22 protein-coding genes and 1 pseudogene are annotated in these 23,090 nt (G+C 41.6%); 11 read left to right on the forward strand and 12 right to left on the reverse strand.

All coding sequences use genetic code 11. From position 1 onward, the window contains the following. Nucleotides 1-466: 466 nt before the first annotated feature. The 5 genes from D0T84_RS09705 to D0T84_RS09725 all read left to right on the forward strand — a co-directional run bounded on the left by D0T84_RS09705 (nt 467) and on the right by D0T84_RS09725 (nt 5,021). Nucleotides 467-658, forward strand: a complete 192-nt coding sequence (locus D0T84_RS09705) for a hypothetical protein (protein WP_163307686.1) — start codon at nt 467-469, stop codon at nt 656-658. Nucleotides 659-852: 194 nt separating this feature from the next. Beyond that, a complete protein-coding gene (locus D0T84_RS09710) occupies nt 853-1,782 on the forward strand; it encodes a type IX secretion system membrane protein PorP/SprF (RefSeq protein ID WP_163307687.1) in 930 nt (309 codons plus the stop codon). Between the two features lie 84 nt (nt 1,783-1,866). Next, complete coding sequence (locus D0T84_RS09715; RefSeq protein ID WP_163307688.1) at nt 1,867-3,288, forward strand: SUMF1/EgtB/PvdO family nonheme iron enzyme; 1,422 nt, start codon at nt 1,867-1,869, stop codon at nt 3,286-3,288. A 7-nt stretch (nt 3,289-3,295) separates the two neighbouring features. Further along, the gene (gldN, locus tag D0T84_RS09720) at nt 3,296-4,348 is read left to right on the forward strand and encodes a gliding motility protein GldN (RefSeq protein ID WP_163307689.1); all 1,053 of its coding nucleotides are present in this window, start codon (nt 3,296-3,298) and stop codon (nt 4,346-4,348) included. Between the two features lie 316 nt (nt 4,349-4,664). Next, nucleotides 4,665-5,021 carry a hypothetical protein gene (locus D0T84_RS09725; protein ID WP_163307690.1) on the forward strand — a complete coding sequence of 119 codons (357 nt, stop codon included), beginning with the start codon at nt 4,665-4,667 and terminating at the stop codon, nt 5,019-5,021. A gap of 52 nt (nt 5,022-5,073) precedes the next feature. On the opposite strand, the gene D0T84_RS09730 is transcribed toward D0T84_RS09725, so the two are convergent. The 10 genes and pseudogenes from D0T84_RS09730 to D0T84_RS09775 form a co-directional block, all read right to left on the reverse strand. Beyond that, nucleotides 5,074-6,156 carry a hypothetical protein gene (locus tag D0T84_RS09730; RefSeq protein ID WP_163307691.1) on the reverse strand — a complete coding sequence of 361 codons (1,083 nt, stop codon included), beginning with the start codon at nt 6,154-6,156 and terminating at the stop codon, nt 5,074-5,076. Between the two features lie 15 nt (nt 6,157-6,171). Further along, nucleotides 6,172-7,065: a DUF4835 family protein gene (locus tag D0T84_RS09735; RefSeq protein ID WP_163307692.1), complete on the reverse strand. Its 894-nt coding sequence runs from the start codon at nt 7,063-7,065 to the stop codon at nt 6,172-6,174. Between the two features lies 1 nt (nt 7,066). Next, complete coding sequence (locus tag D0T84_RS09740; RefSeq protein WP_163307693.1) at nt 7,067-9,049, reverse strand: OmpA family protein; 1,983 nt, start codon at nt 9,047-9,049, stop codon at nt 7,067-7,069. A gap of 963 nt (nt 9,050-10,012) precedes the next feature. Further along, nucleotides 10,013-11,041, reverse strand: a complete 1,029-nt coding sequence (recA, locus tag D0T84_RS09745) for a recombinase RecA (RefSeq protein ID WP_163307694.1) — start codon at nt 11,039-11,041, stop codon at nt 10,013-10,015. Between the two features lie 64 nt (nt 11,042-11,105). Next, nucleotides 11,106-11,567: a thioredoxin-dependent thiol peroxidase gene (gene bcp / locus D0T84_RS09750; protein ID WP_163307695.1), complete on the reverse strand. Its 462-nt coding sequence runs from the start codon at nt 11,565-11,567 to the stop codon at nt 11,106-11,108. A gap of 240 nt (nt 11,568-11,807) precedes the next feature. Continuing rightward, nucleotides 11,808-12,335, reverse strand: a complete 528-nt coding sequence (locus D0T84_RS09755; RefSeq protein WP_255495296.1) for a hypothetical protein — start codon at nt 12,333-12,335, stop codon at nt 11,808-11,810. Nucleotides 12,336-12,420: 85 nt separating this feature from the next. Continuing rightward, nucleotides 12,421-12,996, reverse strand: a complete 576-nt coding sequence (locus D0T84_RS09760) for a TIGR00730 family Rossman fold protein (RefSeq protein ID WP_163307696.1) — start codon at nt 12,994-12,996, stop codon at nt 12,421-12,423. Nucleotides 12,997-14,128: 1,132 nt separating this feature from the next. Further along, nucleotides 14,129-14,593 carry a hypothetical protein gene (locus D0T84_RS09765; protein WP_163307697.1) on the reverse strand — a complete coding sequence of 155 codons (465 nt, stop codon included), beginning with the start codon at nt 14,591-14,593 and terminating at the stop codon, nt 14,129-14,131. A 336-nt stretch (nt 14,594-14,929) separates the two neighbouring features. After that, the gene (mobV, locus tag D0T84_RS09770) at nt 14,930-16,159 is read right to left on the reverse strand and encodes a MobV family relaxase (protein WP_163307698.1); all 1,230 of its coding nucleotides are present in this window, start codon (nt 16,157-16,159) and stop codon (nt 14,930-14,932) included. Nucleotides 16,160-16,483: 324 nt separating this feature from the next. After that, nucleotides 16,484-16,684, reverse strand: a pseudogene (locus tag D0T84_RS09775) (tyrosine-type recombinase/integrase); the annotation flags it as partial. A gap of 267 nt (nt 16,685-16,951) precedes the next feature. On the opposite strand from D0T84_RS09775, the gene D0T84_RS09780 reads away from it, so the two are divergent. Then, nucleotides 16,952-18,181: a site-specific integrase gene (locus D0T84_RS09780; RefSeq protein ID WP_163307700.1), complete on the forward strand. Its 1,230-nt coding sequence runs from the start codon at nt 16,952-16,954 to the stop codon at nt 18,179-18,181. Nucleotides 18,182-18,202: 21 nt separating this feature from the next. Then, complete coding sequence (locus D0T84_RS09785) at nt 18,203-19,390, forward strand: site-specific integrase (protein WP_163307701.1); 1,188 nt, start codon at nt 18,203-18,205, stop codon at nt 19,388-19,390. 75 nt (nt 19,391-19,465) lie between these two features. On the opposite strand, the gene D0T84_RS09790 is transcribed toward D0T84_RS09785, so the two are convergent. After that, complete coding sequence (locus tag D0T84_RS09790) at nt 19,466-19,762, reverse strand: helix-turn-helix domain-containing protein (RefSeq protein WP_008999475.1); 297 nt, start codon at nt 19,760-19,762, stop codon at nt 19,466-19,468. A gap of 2 nt (nt 19,763-19,764) precedes the next feature. After that, nucleotides 19,765-20,043 carry a helix-turn-helix domain-containing protein gene (locus tag D0T84_RS09795; protein WP_163307702.1) on the reverse strand — a complete coding sequence of 93 codons (279 nt, stop codon included), beginning with the start codon at nt 20,041-20,043 and terminating at the stop codon, nt 19,765-19,767. A gap of 488 nt (nt 20,044-20,531) precedes the next feature. On the opposite strand from D0T84_RS09795, the gene D0T84_RS09800 reads away from it, so the two are divergent. Genes D0T84_RS09800 through D0T84_RS09815 form a run of 4 tightly spaced genes read left to right on the forward strand, consistent with a single transcriptional unit; the run spans nt 20,532 to nt 23,036 of the window. Continuing rightward, nucleotides 20,532-20,771, forward strand: a complete 240-nt coding sequence (locus D0T84_RS09800) for a hypothetical protein (RefSeq protein ID WP_163307703.1) — start codon at nt 20,532-20,534, stop codon at nt 20,769-20,771. 12 nt (nt 20,772-20,783) lie between these two features. Beyond that, nucleotides 20,784-20,996, forward strand: a complete 213-nt coding sequence (locus tag D0T84_RS09805) for a hypothetical protein (protein ID WP_163209459.1) — start codon at nt 20,784-20,786, stop codon at nt 20,994-20,996. Between the two features lies 1 nt (nt 20,997). Next, nucleotides 20,998-21,216 (forward strand): DUF3873 family protein, encoded by a 219-nt coding sequence (locus D0T84_RS09810; RefSeq protein ID WP_163307704.1) that lies wholly within the window; start codon nt 20,998-21,000, stop codon nt 21,214-21,216. A gap of 20 nt (nt 21,217-21,236) precedes the next feature. Further along, on the forward strand, nt 21,237-23,036 hold the full coding sequence (locus tag D0T84_RS09815) for a ParB/RepB/Spo0J family partition protein (RefSeq protein WP_163307705.1): 1,800 nt from the start codon (nt 21,237-21,239) through the stop codon (nt 23,034-23,036). The last annotated feature ends 54 nt before the right edge of the window (nt 23,037-23,090 follow it).

The following is a 23,090-nucleotide window of genomic DNA, read 5'->3' on the forward strand; positions in this document are numbered from 1 at the left end:
TTAATAGTCAGTTCTTCGCGCAAATTTAGTTTTATAAATTATACAAAAACTGATTTGTCCAAAAGTTTTTTTATATATATGTCGCAAATAAGAGAAAAAAGTTACAGCTTTTCGATATTTTAACATTATAAAATACTAATTGTTGTTTTTAGCCATGAAGTCGTTTCTACATTTAACCGCAGAATCGTACGAAGTACAATAATATTATTTGATTCACAGTCTATTATGTATTTTTGATAAATTATAAACAAATATATTTTAAAAGATAATTATTAACGCTAATCAAGAGAAAATACAGTAGATTGTTGTCCTGTAGGAACTTAATATCCTGACCATAAAGCAGAAGATTGATTTATAATGCGAATCAAGGGTTGAAGTATACTATTATTCATGCCAATCAGGATTTGAGAAATGGCTTGAAAAGCCAAATCTTCATAACCGCGGGTCATCGACCTGCGGAAAAAGGATGAGCAATACCAGCTGTCTGAAAGACAGGACATACTTGTGTCCTGCCGCTTCGGGCAGGGGGAGTGTAATTGCCCTTTGCTCCGTAAGCTACGCTGCACTTGCATACGGTTATGAAGATTCTGCCTTTCAGGCAGGAGTTGAGATGCTTTCAACCCCTGATTCGTATTATTTAGTAATAAACGTATTATAAAAACAGGATATTAAAGTTGATGGTGTTACTTTTTTTGGCGGATGTTACTTTTCTATAGGATGGGGTTTGTATTTTACAAGCTGTATCGTATAATTTTGAAACAATTCTGCCTGAATATACAATTTGCAGGGGATTTAACCGTTACTTTAAATAAAATGTACTTACTTTGCACTCATTATCACTGTCTTTTGTGAATGAAGCTTAACTATATAACATTATTCCTCCTGTTCTTTATCTTTGGTTCCGGCATTGTGCATGCGCAGTGGGATTCTCAGGTTAGCCAGTATTGGAACATGAAGAACTTCTATAACCCATCGTTTGTCGGTGAGAGGAACGTTATCGAAGCCTCATTGCTGCACCGCCGCCAGTGGGTGGGCATAAGCAATGCTCCTGTTACATCACTGATGTCGCTGAATATGCCTGTCAGTTTTCTGGGGAAGGAGCATGGAGTGGGCGCTATCATGATTAATGACAAGCTGGGCGCGTTTAACAATACGTCTACAATGCTGCAATATACTTATAAGTTTAACTTTAAGAAAGGCAGGTACCTGAATGTTGGATTGCAGGGGGGGATGATGAATATAGAGTTTGACGCTTCGGATATCAAGGTGTTTGATGATACGATAAGCCTGCCGGCTTCGATAGGAGAGAAAAAGGTAGATATGGGGCTGGGTATATCCTGGGTGACTCCCAATTATTATATAGGCGCATCTGTATCCCACCTGTTAGAGCCGAAATTTGATATAGATGATGAGTATTCCACGTCTATTTCGCGTATCTATTATCTGGTTGGAGGATACAATATTAAACTGAAAAATCCGTTAATAGAATTGCAACCATCCGTTCTCTTTAAATCTGATGCAGTGGCTTATCAACTAGACGTTACAGCAAAAATTGAATATAAAAAGATGTTCAATGGTGGAATATCTTGGAGAAAAGACGATGGTTTTGTATTTTTGTTGGGCGTAAAAATTAAAAACATAGATGCGGGCTATTCATACGACCTTTCTACATCAGAGATAGCAAAGGTTAGTAATGGAAGCCATGAACTGTTTATACGCTATAGCCTTCCTCTCGAAAAAAGAAAAGAGAGGCATTCCGGAAAGAGTATCAGGATATTATAAAGATTAACGAAATACAAGTTTACAAACTAACAAGTAAAATAAACCTAAAAAGCTGACTGACAGAATCAGTGCATAAAAGTAAATATGAAACATTTGTTTTTTGCAATTATAACTTCACTCGTATTGTTTACCTCCTGTGGTAAATCGGTAGGATCGGGTATTGGCGGTGAAGTGACCGGCGAAAAAGGATCATCATGGGCAGAGCCTTCGCCTTACGGTATGGTGTTGGTTTCGAGAGGTTCTATAGAAATGGGGCCCGCCGAGAATGATTCCTTGTGGGATATAAAGGCCAATCCAAAAGGAGTATCCGTAGATAATTTCTGGATGGACGAGACTGAAGTTACTAATTCGAAGTACCGCCAGTTTGTATACTGGGTACGTGACTCCATTATCCGTGAACGTCTGGCGGATCCTGCTTATGGTGGCGATGAGACATTCAAAATAACGGAAGACAGGTATGGAGACCCCGTAAAACCTCATCTCGATTGGAAAAAGGCTATTCCGAAACGCCCGTTGGAAGAAGAGGAGCTGGCTATAAACAGTGTAACCTTCATTCATCCGATAACCGGCGTAAGAGGGCTCGATCCCCGTCAGATGAATTTCAGGTACGAGTGGTTTGATTATACAGAGGCAGCAAAGCGCAGAAACCGGCTGATCCCGCAGGAAAGGATTCTGAATACGGATATAACTGTAGACCCTAATCAGGTGGTAATGATTTCGAAAGATACAGCTTATATTAATGACGAGGGATTACCGGTAAACGAAACAATCGTTCGTCCGCTGAGTTCCCTGTTCGACTTTGTACATACCAAGATTGTGAATATATACCCTGACACTACAGTCTGGGTAAACGACTTCAACAACGCGTATAACGAGCCTTATATGCGTATGTATTTTTCCCATACAGGCTATAATGATTACCCAGTGGTGGGCGTCACATGGGAACAGGCAACTGCATTTTGTGACTGGCGAACTACGTTCTACCGGATGGGACAACCCAAGAATGGCCGCCCGATAGAGAATTTCCGTTTGCCAACGGAAGGAGAGTGGGAATTTGCAGCGCGTAATGGTAAGACCGAAAACAAATATCCGTGGGATATGGATGGTACTCTGGACGAGAAGGCCTGCTTTATGGCAAACTTTAAACCGGGAGAGGGGAACTATACGAAAGATGGTAATTTGATCCCTGCCCGTGTAGCGTCTTATGTGCCAAACCGCTTTGGGATATACGACCTTGCTGGTAATGTGTCGGAATGGACTTCTACAGCTTATACAGAATCCGGAACGGCAATGATGAATGATATGAACCCTCAATACAAATATGACGCGGCCAAAGAAGACCCTTACTCAATCAAAAAGAAGGTAGTGAAGGGTGGTTCATGGAAAGATATAGGCCGGAATATAAGAGGAGATATGAGAGAGGGCGAGTTTCAAAATCAGCCCCGCTCATACATCGGCTTCAGATGTGTGAGAACTCAGGTAGGTTTTGCAAAATCTAAGAAGTAAGAATGAGATGAAGAAGATATATCAAATAATAGTTGTTTTGGTTTGTAGCCTTTGTTTTACTTTCACTATGTATGCACAGGGTCAACCGGAATCTTTGCGTGACAGGCTCGCCAGAAAACAGCAACAGGAAAATCCCCAGCAGGATAACGGGCCGAAAGTACCTCAGCTATCTGTACGCGCTGAGATGATGAACGAAACACAGACACAGGATTTGACCAACGCGACATGGATAAGGGAAGTGTATCGGTTCCTGGATTTGACGAAAGGCAAAAATGCGGCTTTGTTCTACCCGGTACAACCTATTGGCAATCAGATGAATTTCTATATGATGATATTCAAACTGATGGGCAATGGCAGTCTTGTGGCTTATGACTGGAACAATGGCACGGATCTTTTTGTAGATAAGCTGAAAGTCAACTTTGGAGATGTACTCGAAAGGCTTGAGATACCGTTTCAGAAGAATGGTGCTGTGTATACTTATGACGAATTTAGTATTCCCAGCAATGAGGCTTTGGGTTATTATATAAAGGAAGCTTGGTATTTTGACCAGTCCAACTCTGTTTTAGGGGTAAAGACTGTTGCTATATGCCCGGTACTGTTCCGTCAGCAATATATCGATGGTATTGATTTTGGCGCTTCTATGGATCAGGGATTAAGGGAACCGCAGTTTTGGATACCTTACGAAAACATCCGTCCGTATGCTGCCCGTATGCCTATTATGGCTTCCGACAAGAATAATGTGATGAATAAGACCATCGACGACTACTTCCGTATGAGGTTGTACGAAGGCGACATATATAAGACTACCAATATGGAAAATAAGCTCCTGAATCAGATGTATGCTACGCCCGAAGCTTTGAAAGAAGCACAAGACAGGATAGAGGGGGAGCTACACGAATTTGATAAGGAATTATGGGTGCTGAATGATTCGATCAATGCCATTCAGTCGGGAAACGGCAAAAGCAAAAATACTGGTACAAAGAAGAATAAAGCACCTAAAGCAGGTAAAGCACCTAAAGGTTCATCAGCAGTGACTTATTCGGCCAGAGACAGAAGATAGAAATAGCAGGATTTATATATAAGGCAGGTTATCCTCTGATAAAGGATAACCTGTTTCTTTTTATTGCTAGGCGGAGATGACAAAACAGGCAGGTATATATGCCGTATATGACATATTGATTATTTCGATATAAAATTAACATTAATATGTTTTGTCTATCCAAGTTTATCATTTATCTTTGTAGTGTGATTTAGGTTATTAATAATTTATAAGATAAATAAACAGAGAATACCATGATACTTTAATGGGGATTCTCTGTCTTTTTTTGTCTTATAGGTAAGTAAAGTAAAGATTGTTTATTTAAAAAAAATTGGTTATGAAAAGGTTATTAATTTTATTCGTTGCTGTACTAGGTTTAAGTATCAGCTCATTCGCACAAAACGATTATGATGTATTATGGGTGTTGAATAATAATTCTACATTCAATGCGGTTACAAGTTATGTACAGGCTAGTCCGGGTCAAAAAGATTTAATGAAAGATATATTCTATGATTCGGCTGAAAGACTGAAACAAGCTATGATCGATAACGATAAAGAAGCCGCGGAAAAAGCGCTATATTTTAATCTGGCTAATGTGAAATCTGTTTTGTCTGGAAAACAATACAAGAAGTATCTGGCTATATTGAATGCTACAATCAATAATCAGCAGGATAAATTTATGGCACAAAAGTAAGGAAACATAAAGTATTGTATATATAGAGGGTTGTTCGAATGAGCAGCCCTTTCTATTTCCGTTTGTTTTTTATATATCTGTCCAACAGTATTATCAGCATTATATAAAGAGGGATAAGAAGCAGGCAGAGTATAGCAAAGGAGTATGCCAGATAGAACCCTGAATGGGAAAACGAAGCGTATGATCCTAATATACCATTTATAATGGCTAGGGATAACATAGACATGGCGGCACAGACGACCGGTACAAGAACACTTCCTATAAGAGCTACCTGTGAGAAACGTCTATCGGGATATTTATACCTGTATTTTATTACCAGCCATATATGCAATGCAATAACCAATAAGATCAGCAGTATGAACAGGATAACAAATGCCAGACTGGTACCCACTCCAATAATACCTTTAGCGAACAGATTTACTTTGGGTGTATATGTGATTGTAAGCTCATCCGAAGGAATCTCTGTAAAATACAGATGAGTAATAGGCTCGGTTAGCATCTTACCGTGATCCGGTAAATTAGTCTCAAAAGAACCAGCCAAACCTGTCTTGTCAATTTCTATATATAACCCACTAAACGATCTCCAGTAACGGGCCGGAGCAAGGTTGTATTTCAATGTGAATTCTTTGACAGACTCGCTTAGATATATGTTAGCCTGAGCTGTATATTCTACCTTTATAATGTGTTCTCCCTCAGTAAGGTCGACTTCGAAATATTTTAGCCCGATCAGATCGGGGGAATTTTCTTTAGAATATAAAAGATGATTGTCGAGGGAGTCTATCCACTGTAACGCGTTTGGATTCTCATAGGAAGACGGAATCTCAGATATGGTAAGCTCCTCTTCGTCTAACCAAGCCCGAAACGCACCATTGTTGCTCTCTTTCCCTGTCATAGTGTCGAAGATAAGCGGGATCTGTTTTCCTGCCCTATCTGATTTTATACGGTATGCGACAGTAAATTTAGCTGTATAGAAGTCTATCAGTTTGATTTGTAGCGACTCATGCAGTATGTCTATATCCTTGCCCGAATAGGCATCGCTAGTCAGGTCACCATCTCTCCATGGCGAACTCATATTCGCATATATAGATATGCAAAGCACGATTAGAAGAGATAAAGAGAAGATTCGTTTGGTCATGGTCGTATATTCCGTTTATTTCAGGTTGTTAATGGTGCTTCCTTTTGTCGGAAATATCTGGTTAAGCTGTTTCTTTATCGACTGTTTTTCTTCGGCAGTCGCTTGCGAACATACACTTACTATTTCACTCAGCTTGGTCTCACTGATGATAGATAATAAGGGAGACGAAGGTCGGGCTTCATATAGCTTCTGTAAGTCCGGCAGTGCTTCTATGATACGTATTCTTCCCCGCGACGGGTTTGCTGCCATCTCATCCAGCCCGTTGCGGTGGTAATTATACCAGAAAGAATGAAAAGTCTTTGAACTTTCGTCGGTTAATGCCACGGCAAGGTCGTAACGGTTGTCATTTTTTCCCGAAAAAGGTTCCCATCCTTTTGTATTCAGCGACTGTGCCATATTGGCTATCTCCATAGCTTTGGCAAAATAGGGCGCGCCGCCATTGGGTGAAAATGAATCGAAATCCAGTCCTATTACAACATAGGCATAAAAGGAGATAACCGCTACCAGATTACTGTTTAGCGATAAACTGTTGACATCCAGTGATTCTCCTTGCAGGTAGTTAAATTCAAACTTCGTATCCCTGAAATTCAACAGGGTGGTAATATAACTGGAATTGTAGACCGGGCGCCTTGACGTAATCTGAATTTCAGCCGTAAAACTGTTTTCTGTCGGCATTTCATTTATCGCGATACTAATCGTACAGTCGATACGTTCATTCCTGTTAAAGGTAGCATTTGTCCATTGAGTACTCAGCATCTGATTGATGGAGTTCTCCATGGTCGAAAACATGCTTTGGTTAGCAGCCGGTATCTTCCTTGTGTTTATCGTCAGCTTTGCGTTCAACTCCTGAGCCTGTATGGCCATCGGAAATATTGTCATAGATAATATGAATATAATCAACCTTATCATATTATTCAAGATTATATGTAACACTTAATACTTTAAACTCCGTACGGCGGTTTACCTGGTCTGCCATTTCCTGCTGCTCTGGTGTCAGGCCTTCTATAAACTCCTCAGTCAGTACTTCCCCCTCATTCAGGAAGTCATATCTCTTGATTACCGCCTTTGTCACTTTCTTTGGTTCACTTTTCCCTTTACCCACAGCGGTCAGCCGTTCTTTCGCTATGCCCCCTGCTATCAGGTAATTGACAACGGATTCTGCCCGGCGCTGCGATAGCCTGATGTTATACTCATCCGAACCTTTCCTGTCGGTATGTGCCGATAATTCTATCGTTACATTCGGATTATCATTCAGCAGGGTTATCAATCCATCCAGTTCCTCCTTCGACTCAGGACGCAGTGTCGCTTTGTCGAAGTCATAGAATATATTCTCCAGCACTACAGGCTTATTTATCGGTGTCAGTATAAAGTCGACCAGATAAGTCGAGTCTCTCTCCGTTACTATTGTTTTAAGCGCCATCCTTGTGTTCAGATGGTCTTTGGCGCTTGCAAGGAATACATAGTCCACTCCTTGTTTTACATCCATCCTATATGTTCCGTCATTCTTTCCGGGGAGCCTCATGTTTGTCCCGTCCCGTCCGACTACACGTATTGTAGCATTCGTGATAAATTCATCATCTGTATCCACGATATAGCCTTCGGCTACGGTAGTGATTACAGGATAAACAAATGAATATATATGGTCGAAGCCCTTTCCATCTCCACGGTTGGAACTGAAAAAACCGCTCTCTTTCTCTCCTTCGAAAGTGATGCCGAAATCATCCCCCTGAGAGTTTATAGGAGACTTCATATTCTCTATCTTCCAACCCTTTGTCGTCCTGTCATAGTCTGCCTTGTATATGTCCAGCCCGCCCATGCCGACATGCCCGTCGGAAGCGAAATAGAGCGTAGAATCATTCCGTATATAGGGGAACATTTCGTCACCCGCCGTATTTATATCGGGTCCCAGATTTTCTACATACTCCACAAGGTCGCCCACCATGCTTGCCCGCCATATATCTTTTCCCCCATAGCCTCCGGGCATATCGGACACAAAGTACAGGAAGTCGCCCGATGGCGTTATCGAAGGGTGCGCGTACACGCTTGTAGAATCCCTTTTGTTAATCTCTATCTTTGTTCCGTTACCCCACGAACCTGACGATCTGTTAGATACATAAATGGCAGGGTAAGAGGTGTTTACCGAATCCAACTTGGTCTGTGTGAAATACATGGCTGTACCCGAAGACGAAAAAGAGGTAGTTCCCTCATCCGAAGATGTATTGATGCTGGATTCCACATGTTCAGGCTTCATCCAGTTTCCCGCCTCATCTTTTCGCGACATGAATATATCATTCAGCTTAAAGCCTGTAATATTGCTTATGGTATCGCCTATTACGTCATCCCTGTTGGATGTGAAGTACAGCTGGTCATAATCGGGAGGGAGCAGCATCGGGCTGAATTCTCCACGCCTTGAGTTGAACAGTTCAGCCCTTTTTACAGTATGCAGGGTCGGATTGGCTTTCCATTCGGGGGCAACTTTCGATCCTTCTAAGCCATTAAGAGCAAACTGATTATCAGGAAATGATTTCAGAAAATCAGTATAATACTTTATAGCCTGCTTGTAATCTCCTGTTTTTTGTAACGATCTGGCATATTGCAGGCTAAGGGTGCTGTCGTTTACCTTATAGCGGACAGCGTTGGCGTATGCCGCATTTGCTCTTAACGGGTTGTTTATCAACCGGTAACTTTCTGCCATACGCAGAGCGATTTCACCTCTTAGTTCTCTTTTCTGAGCAGGGGTTTTACGGTAAATTTTACGGTACATGTCCGCCGCGACAAAGTATTCCCCTTGTGCGAATTTCTTGTCGGCATCTTCCAGCTTTATTTGCTTGCAAGACCATGCGGACAGTAGCAGCGTCAGTATTGCCAGTGTATAGGATATATATCTTTTCAAGCTTTTTTCGTGTTATTGTAATAAGTTACAGTCTACAAATATAACTTATTTCTGCTTAGAATATTGCTTCTGCGAGCCGGAAACATTACATACCTGAAGGCTCTTATTTCCGATGCTTTTATTCTCTGCACTGTCGTATAAGGAAAAAGTAACATCCGCCAAAAAAGTGACATCCTGAATTTCAACCTCCTGTTTTTATAATACGCTAATTATTATGCAATAACGTTTCCTTATTTAATGAAAAAGTGACAAAAGTGACACCTTTTTCAATACTTTTCACCTGTTACCTTTTTTCCTCCGATTATATCAAAGAACGCTTTACATAAGACAATTTTCTACGAAAAAACAACAGGCTGTACTACAAAAAAGTGACAGCCACCTCCAATAAACAACCTGCCCCGAAGGGACTGAACATGGATAACCACGGGTAAAGCCTGTGGCAGGGACAGAGCGAAAAACAGGTCTCCGTAGGAGGCAAATAGCAAAAATCAATCCCGTTGGCCTCCTACGGAGACAGTCTCTTACTTTCAGCTTTTGTCACGGGCTTTACCTAGTCATGTTCGGAAGATTTTTAACATAATAAAAATCTTGTCTGTAAGGGCTGAAAGCCCGTTTTAATTCAGCCCAAGGTGAAGCCTTGGGTTCGAATTAATTCTGAGAATTTTGCGGGCTGAAAGCCCAAGTTAATTTAGCCTGCGCTTTCAGCGCACTGTAGTGGAGATTTCCGCTTTTACCCAAGGCTTCACCTTGGGCTGAATTAACCAGCCACTTCGTGGCGAAAAAATCTTCCGAACATGACTAGGCTTTACCCGATATAAACTTTATGATAATCCAACCCCTTTATTCGCATAATTCATAATTAAACTCCCGTCTCTATAATAAGATAATTTCTACCGAAAAGCTGAAAAAGAAAGAGCTCCGGAAACAATTCCGAAGCTCTTTTTTCTATTGGATATGTCTACATTAGTGTTTATCTTTCAATGCGGCAAAGATTAATCCGGCCAATTCGTCAGCCAGTTCAGGATTATCTTTTATTACCTCTTTTGTGGCTTCACGGCCTTGTGCCAACTTCGTCTCGTTGTAGCTGTACCACGATCCGCTTTTCTTGATGATGCCAAGGTCTGCTCCCAGATCGACTATTTCGCCCCAACGGGAAATACCTTCGCCGTACATAATGTCGAACTCAGCCTTGCGAAATGGAGGAGCTACTTTGTTTTTCGCTACTTTTACACGGGTCTGGCTGCCTTTTACTTCGTCCCCGTCTTTCAATTGGCCGATGCGGCGTATATCGAGACGTACCGATGCGTAATATTTAAGGGCGTTACCTCCTGTTGTTGTTTCGGGCGAACCGAACATTACGCCGATTTTGTCACGCAACTGGTTGATAAATATACATATCGTATTAGTCTTGTTTATCGCTGCAGTCAGCTTGCGCAGAGCCTGCGACATCAGGCGGGCTTGTAGCCCCATTTTTGAATCTCCCATTTCGCCTTCAAGCTCAGCTTTAGGAGTAAGTGCTGCTACCGAGTCGATAACAATTATATCAATTGCGGATGAGCGGATTAACTGTTCTGTAATTTCAAGGGCTTGTTCGCCGCTGTCAGGTTGAGAGATATACAGGTTTTCGATGTCAACACCCAGTTTTTCAGCATAGAAACGGTCAAAAGCATGTTCAGCATCGATGAATGCTGCAATACCGCCTGCCTTTTGAGCTTCTGCTATGGCATGTATAGCCAGTGTTGTTTTACCTGACGATTCGGGGCCATATATTTCTATTACCCTACCGCGGGGATATCCTCCTACACCCAGAGCAGCGTTCAATGCTACCGAACCTGTTGATATAACGGCTATCTCATCTACTTTGTCGTCGCCCATTTTCATTATAGAGCCTTTTCCATAGCTCTTCTCTATCTTCTCCATCGCAGCGTGCAGAGCCTTAAGTTTCTCTGTGTTTGGCGCTGCAGCTGCTTTCTTTTCTTTTTCTTCTGCCATTATTATCCTTTAATATTATAAAATGTAATTCATTTTTTATCCAAGAAGCTGTTTTAAATTAAATTCAAATAGCTTCCAATATTTGTTGAGCGTGCTCTTTCGTTTTTATTTCTTTTGGGGTAATAATCTTCTCTATTACTCCCGATTCATTGATAAGGAACGTGGTACGGAATGTACCCATATATTTGCGTCCGGCAAGCGTTTTTTCGCCCCATACGCCAAACTCCTCTACTAGTTTTTTGTCAGTATCGGCAATCAAAGGAAACGGCAATTGTTGTTTTTCTATAAACTTCTGATGCGATTTCTCATTGTCTACACTTACGCCCAGTATCTGGTAGCCGGCTTTTTTAAGTTGTGAAAAATTATCCCTGAAACTGCAAGCCTCGGCTGTACATCCCGGAGTACTATCCTTCGGGTAGAAATAAAGGACAAGTTTACTCCCTTTATAATCGGAGGCTTTTACTTCTCCGCCATTCTGGTTGATGCCTAATGTTTCGGGTATTTTATCTCCTACTTTCAGTGCCATATTTCGTATTCTTTATTAGGTCTATAACGTTTCTAGTGTGCTACTTTTATCCCATAGGGATAATATATTGGCAGAAAATCTATTTCACAAAATCCAACGGGCGTGCCATCAGGTACGCAATGTAGGATACAATCACATTTCGTCCGCTACGGGACGATTTTCAGCGAGCTATATTTTTTTCTACCAATAGTCTGTCCTTAACAGGACATCGATATAACCCATGCAAACGTAATACTTTATTTATTTTATATAAAACGTTTTTTCGTATTCATTCTTTTTCTCTCTTACTATATTTCTTAAATCGATAGCCTCGTTCGATATATCAGTAAATTTTATAGATGCCTTATTATAATCAAGGTCGTTTGTATTGGGGTCGTCTCCCAGTTTACCTAAGTGTTCGAGAGCCATCACTTTCTCTTTTACTGAATTGATGTATGCCAACACTGCCGACTGATATGCCTCGCCTCCTTTATAGACGCGCGCCTCTTTCACTGTATTCAGGTATTCATCAATTACCTTTATTGTTTCCATCCGTCCTTTAGTCAGGTCTCGGGCCGATTTTTTGTCCCATACGCTTTGCACTTCCTTTTCATACTGGGCATACGCCGCATCAGAGTAATTCACGGCATCCAGTAATAAGTAATTGTAATGCGTTTTAGAGTCTCCTTTGTTAGTACTTTTGACAACACGCTTCGTTACTGTCTGGGCGTTGGCTACTGCTATAGAGCCCAACATTGCTACTGCAATAAATAAATACTTTTTCATCATTTAGTTCCGTTTAGCTTGTCTTGTTTGTCTTGCTTGTCTTATTTGTCTTATTTGTCTTATTTGTCTTTGATAAGTATCCGAAGGCCTATTTCACTTCGAACCACTTGTCATTACTGGGTGGAATATATTTTTCCATTTTATCCAGCAGGTTGTCTATGTTACCATCTATTAACAACAGGTTTTGATAATCTTCTTTCAGAAACCCGTTTTTAATCATCGTTTCCGACATGGTAATCAGGGGGTCATAATATCCATTTGTATTTAGTATGGCTATTGGCTTCTTATGCAGAGCCAGTTGTGCCCATGTAAGCATTTCAAAGAGTTCGTCCATAGTACCGTATCCGCCGGGCAGGGCTATAACCCCGTCGCATAGCTCATTCATCAGGGCTTTCCTTTCGTGCATTGTCTCTACAATGTGTATCTTTGTCAGATGAGTATGTTCCAACTCTTTACTTTTCAAGAATTCGGGTATTACACCGATCACCTCTCCTCCTTCGCTGAGCGCTCCATTGGCTACCTGTCCCATCAGTCCTACATGGGCGCCGCCATATACAATGCTGTAACCTCTCTGTGCTATTGTTTTTCCTAAAGATGCTGCTTGCTCAGCAAATATTTTATCCGACCCGGATGATGAACCGCAAAATATCGATATATATTTCATTTCCAAATAAACAGTTACATGAATGTATGGGCATTTGCCATACATTTGTTAAAGAACGCCTGGTGAGATTTAAATATCCTGAAGCTAATATTTAAATCATTAATCATTAAATCTTATTCAGTATCCTTCTAAAAACAAAGATAACAATATTCTCAAATATATTTTACAAATATATTTAGAATCTCGCAAAGATAGGCAAAATTAGGAAGAACAGAGTAAGTGTTTGGTAATTAGAATTATTCGGCGTTGTTTCGCTATATTCTTCTGGTAGGCTAAATGGAAGAATATAGAGCAGTTAAGCGAAAGATTTGCTACCTAAGTACTGCCTTTTTAATTGACCAGATTAGGAAGAAAAACAACCTGAATAAAGATAATCACCTCAAAGAACGCTTGTTTTTCTTAAAACGTCTTTCAAAAATAACCCTTTTTTCGCACTAACGGTGAAAATATGGGTTTTGAATACAAAATTGGAGTTTGCTTCCTGTTGGCTCTATATTTTATATCACTGAAAATAACTCTGTTACGAGTAATTTTACACTTAAATAACAGAGTCATGAAACAAGAAGTAAAGGTGTCTTTCTACATTAACACAAACAAATCAAATGCAATCAATTTACTAACAGGATGTTAGTTTGTTTTTGGAGAGGCTGGGGTAACGATTTGGCAACCGTTCTTATTTCAGCGTTCTGCGATGCAATGCTATCAAATAACTCGGCTGTAAAGGTAAGGAATTTCTTTGGTATTTCAAGTATATATTTTTCCTTTTTATCTGATAAACACCCCTCTTATGGAAAGGACGAATAAGGCAACACTTTTGCGGGAAATACTACCCGAAGCGTAGCGTAGGGCTGGAGATTTTCCGTAAAACCCGCAGGGCTTGGTGTTGACGTTTCGTTCTTGGAATATACCTTTGTGTTCAGATAAATAAGGATTAGTTTCAGAAGCATACGTTAATAATGTGTCGTCTCCATTCGACTTCACTGTGTTTCGTTCAGGACAGGCTCTGCAGGAATTTTTGTTTTGGACGGATAGCTTACTTTTTGAGTGTGGTTTGCAAGTTTGGAAACTTGCTTTTAGCACGACACAGTCTGGAGACTATGCCGAACGGGGTAAAACCAGTATGTTTGTTCATTTATTCCGATATTGTTTCAACTTCTACAGGTGTTAATATCAAATCATTGCTGCCTATTTTGTATTTTAGTTTGCAAATATGAGTGTATTTTGCAGGAACATATTCTTGACTTCCTCTCATCGGAACTGGACGAAATTCAAGACACTCATAACTAATAAACATGTTGTCTCCTTTTATTTTCCATTCTCCTGTCATTAAAAAAGAGGCTGTTGATTTTCCTGTTACCACGTCGGGAACAACTTGTGTCCATTTAAAGTGGCAAGCATTATTTGAGAAAAACCGTATTGTAAACACTTTTTCACTTATAGAGGCTTCGTGAATTGGTTTAATTTCGACAGAATCTATTAATAGTTTCGAGAGGAGATTACAAAACTCATAGTCTTTATTAAGCGGGGTATCTATCCCGTTGAATAAATCCATATTTTCGCTCTTAAAAGCCCAATAATTATTTTCTATTGCTTCCATGGTTTTGCGATTTTGACTTTTCTTCATTGTAGAGCAACTACAACTGAGTAATAAAATTGATAAAATCAGATATTTCATTGTAATATTATTTGTATAATCTCATTCTTCTCACTTATTGCATTTAACATCGTAACAGGTGTACCCCAATCGCACTGCTGTTCGGAGATAGGATAGACTTTGCGGTTATCCTATCTCCAACTCGCCCTAAAAATACTAATTATCTGTCAAATAGACGCTATATTCCTTTAAAACTGTGGAATACAGCCGATTTACTCGCATTAAATGTTGTAGCCCCCGCATTAAGTGCGGAGGACTTCAACACTTAGTGTTGGAAACTTACTGCTTTAGGCCTTTGCTTTTGCCCTCTTTGGGCTTAATAGAGGGTCTTTTATAGTAGTTCGTAGCCCGTTTGAGTTCTTGGGATTTCTGCTTAAACCAGTCGATGATATTCTGCCCATTGAGATTAAGGCGGAGCTTGCTGGGGTCGTCAGGCTCTTTCTCTATCTTCAGTTGAATGTCTTTCGCCTCGAAATGTTGTTTATGCTCCGGAGAGTAGAATTTTATTGAATTACCCGAGAGGGTCTGACCGAATAATAGCGCACGGATGGAGTCGAAAACCAGCCCGATTTGCTCACATAGTCCCACAATCCGCATCTGTTCTTCCATCATCGGGAAATATTTGTTTATGGCATTCAGTTCATCCTGTGCCTTGTATGGTTCGTAATCCTGCTTTAGCTGTTCTATGCGGGTTTCAAGGTCGGCTATTTCTGTTTCTTTCTTTCGGGTATAGTCGTGCATATTGAGAAACTTCTCCCTCGCTTCATCTTTGCGGTCGTACAGGTCGCGGACACTATCATATACTTCTTGCTTTTGGTCTTGGAGATATTCAATATCCTCTTTCAGTTCTTCGTTCTGTGCATGTAAATCCCGATAGTATTGAGGTGTGGAGATATGCCTTGCATCCGAGCCTTTGATGCCCCTCACTAATTCGTATTTCTGCATCTTCTCGGCGTATGTATCCTGAAACAGTTTCAGGTTATCGCGCGTCATCACATCATCGGCACAAAGGCGGACGGTATCTTTCGCTTTCTTGCGGTATTTCTTCTTGCCGTTGTTCTTCTCGGCTTCCGCCTTTCTTCTTTCACCCTGAACGATAGGAACTACCGTTGCGTGGATATGCGGTGTCTTTTCGTCCAGATGCAATACGGCTGATACTACATTCTTTTTTCCGAACGTATCTTGCAGCCATTCGATATTATCTTTACACCACTCATCAAGTTTCCCTGCCGATTGTAGGCGGAGCATATCTTCATGTGTTCCCGACAACATAACCTGCAACGCTCTTACCTGGTTGTCCCTTATCTTACGGGTTATTCCTGCGTTTCCAATGCGGTGCTGTATTGCCTGTGTGCGGGTCTCTACTCCGTCGGGATATTCAATCAGCCTTTCGTTTAGACAAGTGCGGGTCTGGTCGGCATTGGCAGGATTGACCGTCCGCTCGATATGTGCCGAAGTCCGTGCATCGTTTCCTTTCGGCTTCTGTATATGTAATACGACAAATCCCATATTCTTTAGCTTTAATTTTTGATTCTGATTTTGTGAAAGTCGGCTTGCCGACTGCGGTCGTTAAGACCGCTAACGGGGTGTCCAGAGGGGCGAAGCCCATCGGCTTATTGGGGCATTTTTAGCTTTACGGAGTAATGCGTTAAAAAAATGCCCTAATAAGCTACGGCTTTTCTTTAAAAGCCCATTGAGGTCGCTGCGGTTAAACTCCGACAGCAGCATTGATACTTCATTTGGTGGCTGCACCCGCTACACTAAGTATAGCGGGTGCAGTGTGCCGACTGATTGCTATCGCCCTGCTGCTCTTTCTTTTTTCACCGTAGATATTCATGAGGATTGCGATTTCACGGCTAACCCCGCTTCCAATTTCTTACCGAATACCGATATATCATGCTCCAGTTTCTCGGTGGTAATCTTGGCGTAAATCTGTGTGGTGGTAATCTTCGTATGCCCCAGTATTTTGCTTACGCTCTCTATCGGCATACCCTTGACCAGCGCAAGCGTTCCGAACGTGTGCCGGCTTGAATGTATAAAAAGCAGTGAATTATACTAAAGCAGATTGAAGCAGTTCGGCAGGTAACATATTTGAAATGAACATGTTTGCATTATTCTAAAGCTATTTGAAATGTTTATCCCGAAGCAGATTTGCGCTACATTTCAGTTACCAAATCGTTAGCCTGTCTGTTTCCAAGAGAAAACAGGTAATTGGAATTATTCTTTTGCGCTGATATGCTGCATTTTACATGATTAAGAGCGCTTATAAAACGGGTAACTTTACCCACAAAATATAAGCGTATGAAAGATGAAAAATTTAAGGTATTACTCTACCTCAAAAAGAGTGTTCTTGACAAGTCAAGAAAGACCCCGATTATGGGAAGAATAACTGTTGGCGATACCGTTGCACAGTTCAGTAGCAAACTCTCCTGCACTCTCTCGCTTTGGAATCCGCGAGCCAGCCGTTTGAACGGAAAAAGCCAAGAAGCAGTCGAAATTAACGAGAAGATAGATAAGTTACTGCTTAGTATCAACGAGGCTTACAGCATTCTAACCGAACGAAATATACCGTTCGATGCCACAGATGTAAAGAACCAGTTTCAAGGTGGTATAGCTACGCAGATGACACTATTCCGGCTCTTCGACCGCCATATTGAAGAAGTAAGGGCGCGTGTCGGAATAGATGTTTCCCACCGCACAATTCCCAATTATCTCTACACCCGGAGAAGATTAGGTGAGTTTGTCAGCAAAAACTACAATGTCAAAGACCTTGCATTCAGCCAGCTAAACGAACAGTTTATCCGGGAATTTCAAGATTATCTCATTCTCGAAAGAAATTTAGGTGTAGAAACTGTACGCCACTATTTGGCGATATTAAAGAAAATTTGCCGGATCGCCTTTAAAGAGGGGCATTCAGATAGGCATTACTTTGTAAACTATCCTTTGCTAAAGCAAAAAGTTAATCCACCTCGCACCCTAAGTCGTGAAGAATTTGAAAAGATACGGGATTTGCAGTTTGAAGAACACCGATGGTCGCATATTACCACCCGTGATATGTTCCTTTTTGCGTGCTATACCGGGACTGCCTACGTTGATGTAATAGCCATAACCAACGACAACCTATCTAAAGACGATGCGGGTGATTTATGGCTCAAATACCAACGTGGTAAGAACGGCAAGCTGTGCCGGGTGAAGCTGCTTCCCGAAGCCATCGGGTTAATCGAAAAGTATAAGAATCCATCAAGAGAAACCTTATTCCCTAAAATGGAATATAACGCCCTGAAATGGAATCTCCAAAGCATACGTCAGCTAATCGGAATGACGGGTGCATTGACCTATCATATGGGGCGGCACTCGTTTTCCAGCCTGATTACGCTTGAAGGCGGTGTTCCCATAGAAACCGTTTCCAAAATGCTCGGTCATAGTGATATAAAGACCACTCAAATTTATGCCCGTGTTACCCCGAAAAAACTCTTTGAGGATATGGATAAATACATCGAGGCAACCAAAGATTTAAAATTAGTTCTATAACAATCAATAAATATTACAATTATGCGATCTACATTTAAAATATTATTCTACATAAACCGGGGTAAAGTAAAAAAAGACGGCACAACCGCCATATTTTGCCGTATTACTGTTGATGGCGAACAGACCGTAATCACAACAGGTATTTTTTGTAACCCTAACGATTGGAAAAGTAAAAAGGGAGAAGTCAAAGACGAAAAAGCTAACCATCAACTGAAAGCATTTCGTCAGCGCATTGAACAGGCTTATGAAAACACGCTAAAAAAATATGGTGTTGTCAGTGTGGACTTACTTAAAAATGCGATTCTCGAAATACATACTGTCCCCACTATGCTATTATTGGCGGGCGAGGCGGAACGTGAACGGCTAAGGGTACGTTCATTGGAAATAAACTCTACCTCTACTTACCGCCAGTCTAAGATTTCTCAAAATAACTTACGGGAATATCTTCTTTCCTTGAAAATGAAAGATATTGCCTTTACTGATATTACCGAAGAGTTCGGCGAAGGCTATAAACTGTTTCTAAAAGGCAAAGAATATAAGTCGGGACATATCAACCATTGCTTTACATGGCTGAACCGATTGATCTACATTGCCGTTGACCAAGAAATTCTTCGGTTCAATCCGATTGCTGATGTGAAGTATGAAAAGAAAGAGCCGCCCAAATTACAGCACATAAGCAGAAATGAATTGAAGCTGATTATGGAAAAGCCGATGCCTAATACGTTTCAGGAGTTGATTCGCCGAGCCTTTATCTTTTCTGCGTTTACGGCACTTGCTTATGTCGATTTGAAAGGACTGTACCCCCGCCATATCGGACGAACGGCAGAAGGCAAACCCTTTATCAGAATCCATCGGAAAAAGACACAGGTTGAAGCCTACGTCCCTTTACATCCGGTCGCCGAACAAATCCTGTCGCTCTATAATACGGAAGACGATACGAAGCCTGTATTCCCATTGCCTAACCGCGACCAGATATGGTATTGCATTACTGAAATCGGCTTCCTTGCAGGTGTCAAGGACAATATGAGCTATCATCAAAGCCGCCACACATTCGGAACACTCTTACTTTCAGAGGGTATTCCCATTGAAAGTATCAGCAAAATGATGGGGCATACCAATATCTCCACTACGCAAGTTTATGCTAAGGTTACAGACCAGAAAATTTCCGAAGACATGGATAAGCTGATGGAACGAAGAAAAGCAATGTAGCAAATTACTTAAAAGGGCTACCGGGAATTACTCTGGTAGCCCTTTTGAATTAAATCCGGCGTTTTTTTGATTGGGTTATTCCCATGCCTCACGATAGTTCTGCTCCAACAACTTTTGAATATCCGATTCCCGGTATAAGGTTTTACCACCTAATTGAAGGTAAGGGATTTTGCCTTTGGTTCGGTATTCCTGTAATGCCCTCCGACTGATTTTCAACCTTTCCGACACCTGCGCAACGGTCAAAAATCGTTCTCCGTTCAAAGACGGCTCATACCCTGTCATTACGGTTTCGATCCTGTCTAACAATCTATCGAGCGAACAGAATAAAGATTTTATCCGCTCATTATCTTTTGTTACAAGCTCTGTACTCATATCTACTCCGATTTCAGATTGTTGATAAACCGCTCCACATCTTCGGGCTTATAGTACATCTTTCGATTAAACTTCGTATAAGCCAGTTTCCTTTTATCTCGCAAATACTGTAATGTATTGGGATTGACATTCAGAATAAGACAAACATCCTGATTATCCAGCCAACCGTCAAGCTCTTTGCTTTTGTTTCTTTCAACCAGTTTTTCGGCCTTCTGGACAAACGTTTCAAAACGCACCATCATAGCCTCGAAAGTGCGGGCTTCTATATTTATTATCTCCATAATATTTTACCTTTTTCGTTAATACTATGATTACGGGAAAACAAAGGTAAGTCATTAAAACACACCACATATCAATCCTTTGCGGGCTGGTAGCTTTCGTCTGTACTTGTCTATACCTAAAGTGCAGACTGATTCCGGCGGCGGTCAAAATATGCCGCTTTTTTGTACTCCCTGTTCAGACTATCCGGGAGTAAAAGGGGATTTTTTCTACTGCCCGTATCTTATAACTTCTTCCTCTTTTAGCGGAATGCCGACTTAGCCGATGAAGTGTTCGATTTCATGCGCGAAAGTATTTCCGTGTTCTTCACGCCGAAGCAAGTTCGAGCCGCAGGGCGGTTTCGTGAAAAATCTTCCTCTTTCCGTTCCGGCGAGCGTATTTATTCCCAAAAAACTTGCAGCGGCTAAACACTACCTTTCTCTGCCCCTGAAACTCGATCACTCATAACCGGCTCCGATACGGCATAGCGTTCTAAAAAAAAGTCAGAATTATGATACGAACAGCAGAAAAAAACAGGAAACAACGATTCTCAAACCTTCCAATCAGCATAGGTTGGGTTTTGAAAATAGCTTTTGCGATGGCGGGTTTTGCCCTCTGGGGGTGGTCGTTCGTGGCGGTTGTCGCAGGGATTTATTTAGCGTGGGCAATCATTAAAGGCGTTTTATCCTGTCTTATTTCCCTTGCCGTTATCGTGGGCTTTATCCTCCTTTTGATAGTATTAATTTTCTAAAACATAAAAGATATGAAACCAAAGTATTTCAATTCGTTAGGCTCGTTAAACGAGTACGCAAACAATTATCCGAATAACAGTTTTTCATTTGAGCATAACCCCCGAAAATGCGGATGCGACAGTGTTAGATGCAGTTTCGATGTAACCGACAAAGAGGATAACGACATTTTGGAAATCCTTGTTATATGCCCCATTTGCGCCAATAACCCTAAAAACAGACAATAATATGACACAGCCTAAAATGAACCTGCACGGAGTATCAGTATGCCCCGCAGGAGAAGAAAATTACGAACGTTACAAGGATTTTCGCGGGAAATGGCTTTTCCAGTACGATTACCGGGATACGGACGGAGAACTTTTTAGCGTAGTAATGCCGACCCTTACCGAGTGCCGAGAAAGGCGGGATAAGTGGTTAGCCGACAAAATCAAAAAACAAAATCAATAATCATTTTAATAATTACAATCATGACAGCAATTAAGAACAACGGCACAGCCGTAGCAGAGAAAGCAAACGAAGTAGTAACCGCAGGAGTGGTTAGCAAACCCGCAGACGGACAGCGCAAAGCCGTAAACATCGCATCGGATTTGATAGAGCCGAGCAATTACAACGCTCGAAAAACCTTTGATGCCGATGCGCTCAAAGAGTTGGCGCAAAGTATCTCCGTTCATGGACTGATACAGCCCATTACGGTACGGCACAAGGGAGAAAAGGGCGAACATTACGAAATCATTTGCGGGGAACGCCGTTTTAGGGCGTGCCGTATGCTCAAACTTGCCGAAATCCCCTGTATTGTTCGGGAGGTAACAGACGAACAGGCGTATGACCTTTCAATCTCCGAGAACTTACAGCGTGAGGATGTGCCACCAATGGAGGCGGCAGAGGCTTACAAACGCCTTATAGACACAAAGCGTTACAATATTGCAAGCCTCGCTGTAGCATATGGCAAGAGCGAAAAGCATATCTATCAAACGCTGAAACTTTGCGACCTTGTTAAAGGTATTGCCAACCTCGTAAAAGAGGGCAAGCTGACCGCATCGGCAGGGATAGTTATCAGCAAGTACGACAAGAAGATACAGGAGGATATTTTGAATGACCGTTTAGGAAAGGACGGCGCAGGCGAATGGTGCAATATCTCCGCTAATGCGTTGGAGGGCAAGATACGGAACTGCTATACAAATAACCTTGATAATTACAGTTTCGATAAATCCAAGTGCCTTAAATGTATTCACAATTCAAGTAATTTCGACCTGTTCGCCGAGAATGGCGGTTGTGGCAAGTGTACCAACAAAAAATGTTTGTCGGACAAGCAAACGGCATACCTTGTAGAACAGGCGCAAGCCGTAGCCCTTGCTGACCCGAAACTCGTTTTTGTCGGCGAACAGTACAGCCATGACAACGAGGCAACCCAAATAATCAAAAAGGGCGGTTATGAGTTTAAGAATGTGCAAACGTATAACCTTAATTCATACCCCACAGCCCCGACCGAACCGCAAGCCTCCGAATATAAAAAGCCCGAAGATTACGACAAGGCACAGGAGAAATACGGCAAGGAGCAGGAAAAGTACACCAAGCAGACGGCGCACCTTGAAGAACTGAAAGAGCAGGGCAAAATCCGTGTGTATGCTAAAATCGGCGATAGTAACGTAAGAATGTACTACAAAGAGGTTGCCACCAAAGGCACCAAGACCAACGAGCAGTTAATCTCCGACCTTACCGCCAAGAAAAAGCGTAACAACGAACTGGCGGACGAAAAGACCGCCGAGGGCTTAAAGGAACTTTTGCGCACGGAACAGCTACCACAGTCGGCATTTACCGCCGATGAAGAAACAACAATGTATTTCTTTATGCTGTCTAAGTTGCGCCGTCATAACTACAAAGCCGTAGGACTGAAAGAAAACGACTATTACGGCTATCTGACGGACGAGAAGAAACTCAAAATCGCATCTTCGCTGACCGAAGAACAGAAAACCGTTGTACGCCGTGATTATCTGTATAGCCACCTAACGGACGGCACAAGAACCGTAGGCGATGAAAAAGGCGGTATGTTATTGGCGTTCTCAAAACAACATCTACCCGAAAAGACGGAGGAAATTGTAAGCACTCATAAAGAGGATTACGGCAAGAAAAACGCCCGATTGGATGAGCGTATCGCAGGGCTGAAAAAGGCTGAAAAGAAAGCGAAAGCCGATGCCAAAGCAAAAAAGACAGAACAGACCGCCAAGATGCATAATCCGGAGCATCCCCACCCAGTAATCCGGTTCTAAATCCATTAGAAATCGGTTCTAAAAATCTGCCATTCCGGCAGATATCCACCCAAA

Origin of the sequence: Dysgonomonas sp. 521 (genome assembly GCF_010501055.1) — a bacterium.
Classification (GTDB): Bacteria; Bacteroidota; Bacteroidia; order Bacteroidales; family Dysgonomonadaceae; genus Dysgonomonas.

What these genes read in the sequence shown, in the direction of transcription:
- D0T84_RS09705 (WP_163307686.1), top strand. Translation starts at nt 467, where the DNA reads ATGAGCAATACCAGCTGTCTGAAAGACAGGACATACTTGTGTCCTGCC.
- D0T84_RS09710 (WP_163307687.1), top strand. Translation starts at nt 853, where the DNA reads ATGAAGCTTAACTATATAACATTATTCCTCCTGTTCTTTATCTTTGGT.
- D0T84_RS09715 (WP_163307688.1), top strand. Translation starts at nt 1,867, where the DNA reads ATGAAACATTTGTTTTTTGCAATTATAACTTCACTCGTATTGTTTACC.
- gldN (WP_163307689.1), top strand. Translation starts at nt 3,296, where the DNA reads ATGAAGAAGATATATCAAATAATAGTTGTTTTGGTTTGTAGCCTTTGT.
- D0T84_RS09725 (WP_163307690.1), top strand. Translation starts at nt 4,665, where the DNA reads ATGAAAAGGTTATTAATTTTATTCGTTGCTGTACTAGGTTTAAGTATC.
- D0T84_RS09730 (WP_163307691.1), bottom strand. Translation starts at nt 6,156, where the DNA reads ATGACCAAACGAATCTTCTCTTTATCTCTTCTAATCGTGCTTTGCATA.
- D0T84_RS09735 (WP_163307692.1), bottom strand. Translation starts at nt 7,065, where the DNA reads ATGATAAGGTTGATTATATTCATATTATCTATGACAATATTTCCGATG.
- recA (WP_163307694.1), bottom strand. Translation starts at nt 11,041, where the DNA reads ATGGCAGAAGAAAAAGAAAAGAAAGCAGCTGCAGCGCCAAACACAGAG.
- bcp (WP_163307695.1), bottom strand. Translation starts at nt 11,567, where the DNA reads ATGGCACTGAAAGTAGGAGATAAAATACCCGAAACATTAGGCATCAAC.
- D0T84_RS09755 (WP_255495296.1), bottom strand. Translation starts at nt 12,335, where the DNA reads ATGATGAAAAAGTATTTATTTATTGCAGTAGCAATGTTGGGCTCTATA.
- D0T84_RS09760 (WP_163307696.1), bottom strand. Translation starts at nt 12,996, where the DNA reads ATGAAATATATATCGATATTTTGCGGTTCATCATCCGGGTCGGATAAA.
- D0T84_RS09765 (WP_163307697.1), bottom strand. Translation starts at nt 14,593, where the DNA reads ATGGAAGCAATAGAAAATAATTATTGGGCTTTTAAGAGCGAAAATATG.
- mobV (WP_163307698.1), bottom strand. Translation starts at nt 16,159, where the DNA reads ATGGGATTTGTCGTATTACATATACAGAAGCCGAAAGGAAACGATGCA.
- D0T84_RS09780 (WP_163307700.1), top strand. Translation starts at nt 16,952, where the DNA reads ATGAAAGATGAAAAATTTAAGGTATTACTCTACCTCAAAAAGAGTGTT.
- D0T84_RS09785 (WP_163307701.1), top strand. Translation starts at nt 18,203, where the DNA reads ATGCGATCTACATTTAAAATATTATTCTACATAAACCGGGGTAAAGTA.
- D0T84_RS09790 (WP_008999475.1), bottom strand. Translation starts at nt 19,762, where the DNA reads ATGAGTACAGAGCTTGTAACAAAAGATAATGAGCGGATAAAATCTTTA.
- D0T84_RS09795 (WP_163307702.1), bottom strand. Translation starts at nt 20,043, where the DNA reads ATGGAGATAATAAATATAGAAGCCCGCACTTTCGAGGCTATGATGGTG.
- D0T84_RS09800 (WP_163307703.1), top strand. Translation starts at nt 20,532, where the DNA reads ATGATACGAACAGCAGAAAAAAACAGGAAACAACGATTCTCAAACCTT.
- D0T84_RS09805 (WP_163209459.1), top strand. Translation starts at nt 20,784, where the DNA reads ATGAAACCAAAGTATTTCAATTCGTTAGGCTCGTTAAACGAGTACGCA.
- D0T84_RS09810 (WP_163307704.1), top strand. Translation starts at nt 20,998, where the DNA reads ATGACACAGCCTAAAATGAACCTGCACGGAGTATCAGTATGCCCCGCA.
- D0T84_RS09815 (WP_163307705.1), top strand. Translation starts at nt 21,237, where the DNA reads ATGACAGCAATTAAGAACAACGGCACAGCCGTAGCAGAGAAAGCAAAC.